6 protein-coding genes are annotated in these 3,669 nt (G+C 34.5%); 3 read left to right on the forward strand and 3 right to left on the reverse strand.

Annotated elements, in window-relative coordinates:
• Nucleotides 1–83: 83 nt before the first annotated feature.
• The 3 genes from AAKU52_RS17200 to AAKU52_RS17210 all read right to left on the reverse strand — a co-directional run bounded on the left by AAKU52_RS17200 (nt 84) and on the right by AAKU52_RS17210 (nt 1,407).
• Nucleotides 84–479, reverse strand: coding sequence for a hypothetical protein (locus tag AAKU52_RS17200; protein WP_354335842.1), 396 nt, complete (start codon nt 477–479; stop codon nt 84–86).
• An 87-nt stretch (nt 480–566) separates the two neighbouring features.
• Nucleotides 567–803, reverse strand: coding sequence for a hypothetical protein (locus tag AAKU52_RS17205; protein ID WP_354335844.1), 237 nt, complete (start codon nt 801–803; stop codon nt 567–569).
• Nucleotides 784–1,407: a carboxypeptidase-like regulatory domain-containing protein gene (locus tag AAKU52_RS17210; RefSeq protein ID WP_354335846.1), complete on the reverse strand. Its 624-nt coding sequence runs from the start codon at nt 1,405–1,407 to the stop codon at nt 784–786. Before AAKU52_RS17210 ends, AAKU52_RS17205 begins: the two co-directional genes overlap by 20 nt.
• Nucleotides 1,408–1,597: 190 nt before the next feature.
• Between AAKU52_RS17210 and AAKU52_RS17215 the strand changes: the two genes are divergently transcribed.
• The 3 genes from AAKU52_RS17215 to AAKU52_RS17225 all read left to right on the forward strand — a co-directional run bounded on the left by AAKU52_RS17215 (nt 1,598) and on the right by AAKU52_RS17225 (nt 2,902).
• The gene (locus tag AAKU52_RS17215) at nt 1,598–2,233 is read left to right on the forward strand and encodes a TetR/AcrR family transcriptional regulator (protein WP_354335848.1); all 636 of its coding nucleotides are present in this window, start codon (nt 1,598–1,600) and stop codon (nt 2,231–2,233) included.
• Between the two features lie 129 nt (nt 2,234–2,362).
• Nucleotides 2,363–2,626, forward strand: coding sequence for a hypothetical protein (locus tag AAKU52_RS17220; RefSeq protein ID WP_354335850.1), 264 nt, complete (start codon nt 2,363–2,365; stop codon nt 2,624–2,626).
• 3 nt (nt 2,627–2,629) lie between these two features.
• Nucleotides 2,630–2,902 (forward strand): Txe/YoeB family addiction module toxin, encoded by a 273-nt coding sequence (locus AAKU52_RS17225; protein WP_354335853.1) that lies wholly within the window; start codon nt 2,630–2,632, stop codon nt 2,900–2,902.
• Nucleotides 2,903–3,669 lie beyond the last annotated feature (767 nt).

Below are 3,669 nucleotides of genomic sequence, written 5' to 3' on the forward strand. Positions count from 1 at the left end.
TCTGCATCATTGTTGCCATTTTCTCTGCACTATTGTTGCCAAATACTCTGCATTCCTAATTGCCAAAAATCCTGCATTATAAGTTACCGACTACAGTTGGGTAATTTTTTTAAAAGATCAGCATTAAGCGTGTGAATTTTGATTAATAACGGATTCCTGATAAATAATTCATCAGAAAAATTTCGCTCTGTGTTCCCGGGATAGGTATAGTTAGTTGCGATTTCTGAATCAGATTTATTATCAAAATCAATATAACTATATCCAATATCAAGTGTACTTCCCAAAGTATCCAGCTTATTCCTGTACAGAAAGTTCGCCTGAGATGTGTTTTGCCGTATATCTTTCTTATTATTGGTGTTTACTGCCGAATCTATAGAGATCGGGTTACCCTTCGAAAACATGTTTTTTGATACCGCAAAGGGATGATTTGGAAGACTAGTTTTTTCAAAGTTTGCTGTTAAGATTTGGTTTTTAGTCATTCGGTAGTCTAGTCCAACTTTATAGTTCCCATAAAAAACCTCAGTATTTGTGCTATTAACCTGATATGAGTTAATACCCGAATACTTTTAAAACTGCATTTCCTCCTGATCTTCAAATTGTTTACCACTATAAATACTCCCACTGACTTGATAGGTGAATTTTCCTATAGAGTAGTCCATGTTGGTATAGATTGAAGTGTTGCTGTATTTGGTATATTGATATTCAGCCCCGACACTCCCTGTAAGTCCATATTTACAATCACTTTTTAAAATGATGTTTATAATTGTGCCTGTATTATTAGCATCAAACTGTGCCCCCCCCAATGGAACGAATTTCGTATGATTTTATAGATTCAGAGGGAATGCTCCTTAGGTAATTTGCTAGCTGCTGGCCACTTAATTGTACCTTTATATTATCGATATACACTGTGACGGCTTCGGTGCCTCGGTATAGGATATTTCCAAAGGCATCGGTCTGAACCCCGGGAATGACATTAAATAAGCGCATAGCATTTTCTCCACGACTATAAACACTACTCGCAATGTCAACGACAAGTTTATCAATTTCTCTTTTTAGAAATGGTTTTTGGGAGGTAATGGTCACCTCACTTAATGCAATGTGCTTTGAATCTACTCTCATTTGGATTAACGGAGGTTCTAAATCACCATTTTTCAATTCTAATTGCTGTTTGAAAGGCTCCATTCCTATGGACTGAATATGCAAAGTGTATGTTCCTGAATTCAGTCCACTTAACACAAATCTTCCAACAGAATCTGCACTTGCGCCACATATAAGCTGCGTGTCTGTAATGGATCGAAGTGTGACGGTAGCATAACCGACATCGCCACCTATGCCTCCTGAAAGCTGTCCCCTTATATTAAAACCTTGGCCTTTTGCAAGATAGGATGCGTATAGGAAGAACAGCATTAAAAGAAGCCGGCCACCGAGATTATTTACGTTCATACGATTATATTTGTTAAATAGGTTGCATGTTCTTCGCAGCCTTTAATTTATCTAATGGAGGGGAATTAAATAAGGTTTCCATCACTAATATAGCAATTATCCCAAATATGGGATAATTTATTTTAATAATTATCAGCCACATTTTAAGCTATTTATGACTAAAAAAAGATATCAAGGGGTTTCGAATGACAAGGAGCGGTCAACCCTAAAGCTTATTGACGCTGTTGGAACGATAATCAAAACAAAAGGATATACAGGATTAACTGCCAGTAACATTTCAAGGGCTGCTGGCTTAAGTAGGCGACTAATTACCTTATACTTTGGTACAGTAGACAACTTAATAGAAACCTATGTTAAGGGTAAAGATTATTGGTTAGTTGCTTCGGGAAATGCCGTAGAAATGATTAAAAATAATAAAGGAGAAAACACTAGGGAAATACTGGAATCATTATTAAAGAACCAGTTAGACTATTTTTTCAACGAAGAAGAAATGCAAAAAATAGTCTTATGGCAAATTAGTCAAAGCACTACAATAATGAAAGAAGTTTGTGATGAAAGAGAGTTGTTGAGTAAGCATTTTTTTGCACTGGCTGATATAGAATTACAAGGACAAAGTATTGATCTTAGAGCTGTTGCCGGTTTATTAGTCGCAGGTATTTACTATATGGTACTACATGCTAAATCAACCGATACGCCTTTTTGTGAGATTGACATAAATAAGCCGGAAGGCATGGAAAGAATAAAAAATGCCATAAGTCTAATACTTAAGCAAGCATACAAGAACGCTTAGATATATTTTCGTTATAAATCTAGTTTTACACATTTAGTACGGACGACAGTACCTATCAAAAAACGGTGGGTTTTCGATATCAATTTCTAAAATATACTTCTTATATTTGTGTACCAAAAGATGTACGCAATGAAAGCTATAATAGAAACAACTAGTAGACAATTTCGAGAACGTCAAAAAGATTTTTTTGATATGGCTGACAATGGGCAAAAGATAGTGATAAAGAGAGGACGCAAACAAGCTTATGTTCTCACTCCAGTATCAGCAGATGATTTATACTTTACTTCCGAAATGATTGAAAGAATCAAAGAGTCAAAGCAAGAGATTAAAGAGGGCAAAAGCATAGTTCTTAAATCCAAGGAAGATTTGAATAATTTTTTTGAGAGCTTGTAACCGATGTACCTTGTCGTTCTCTCACAAAAGGCTCAAGAAGACCTAAAGGAATTAAAAAAATCTGAACCTAAAGCATACAAAAAGGTTCGTTTATTAATTGAGGAGATAGTAGAGCATCCCAGAACTGGTCGAGGTAAGCCTCAGTTAAAAAAATATGATCTGGAAGGATTATATGCCAGAAAAATCACTGACAAACATCGTCTTGTTTATTCAATTAATGACGAAATAATCACAGTAGCTATCATCTCCGCAAGAGGGCATTATAATGACAAATAGCAGTTCGCTGACTGCAAATCAAAATTACTTATCAAATACTCATCTCGTTCTGCTCTAAAAAACGATGGAATTCTAATAACCCTGTTGGACTATTTAAATAATTCTGAATGACTTCCTAAACGCACTAAAAATAAGACTATAACTCATTCCGAACATTCGATGAATACTTATTCAATTCTTCCGCTCCATTAACAGTATCTAACCACTTCTTTTTATTTTTTACTTCATGCATAGCGCTAATGGTTTTGTTGTTTGGTTCTAAAACCCAGAGCCCTCTAACAAAAGAGTTTCAATGTAATTGTTTACGCTCTGATTGGGTTTTTCGGCCTTATTTTTTATGTATAAACATAAATCCTGCTGCAGGCGAGTAGAGTTAATTTTTTTTCTATTGTAGCGTTCATTTGTATATATTTAGGTGTATTCACTTGTAATACAAATGTAGGAGGAATTATATTAAGAGTTTAATGAATTTACAGCTGACCAAGATTGTTCACCTACATATTTTTAAAATATGCCATAATTATCAAAAAACGGTCTTTTTATAATAATGTTTAGTAAATAAACTTTATGAATTCGTTTTAGCTAAATTCTCGAACCCTTTAACCTATGCGTATTCTAAATTAACTTTAAGGATTTAACGAGCACTAAAATTGCAATATTTAAAGTAATTGCAGTAACTACTCAGGTACTTTAAAAGATTTGACTGTTTTCAGCCCTTGTAATCGTTGTTAGTTTAGGGGCAGTTTCAAAATTCAAATAAAATGGCT

The organism is Pedobacter sp. CG_S7 (assembly GCF_040544395.1).
In the GTDB taxonomy this organism is placed as follows: domain Bacteria; phylum Bacteroidota; class Bacteroidia; order Sphingobacteriales; family Sphingobacteriaceae; genus Pedobacter.

Excerpts from the sequence above, each read along its gene's own strand:
- AAKU52_RS17200 (WP_354335842.1), bottom strand. The coding sequence starts at position 479 with ATGACTAAAAACCAAATCTTAACAGCAAACTTTGAAAAAACTAGTCTT.
- AAKU52_RS17210 (WP_354335846.1), bottom strand. The coding sequence starts at position 1,407 with ATGCTGTTCTTCCTATACGCATCCTATCTTGCAAAAGGCCAAGGTTTT.
- AAKU52_RS17215 (WP_354335848.1), top strand. The coding sequence starts at position 1,598 with ATGACTAAAAAAAGATATCAAGGGGTTTCGAATGACAAGGAGCGGTCA.
- AAKU52_RS17220 (WP_354335850.1), top strand. The coding sequence starts at position 2,363 with ATGAAAGCTATAATAGAAACAACTAGTAGACAATTTCGAGAACGTCAA.
- AAKU52_RS17225 (WP_354335853.1), top strand. The coding sequence starts at position 2,630 with ATGTACCTTGTCGTTCTCTCACAAAAGGCTCAAGAAGACCTAAAGGAA.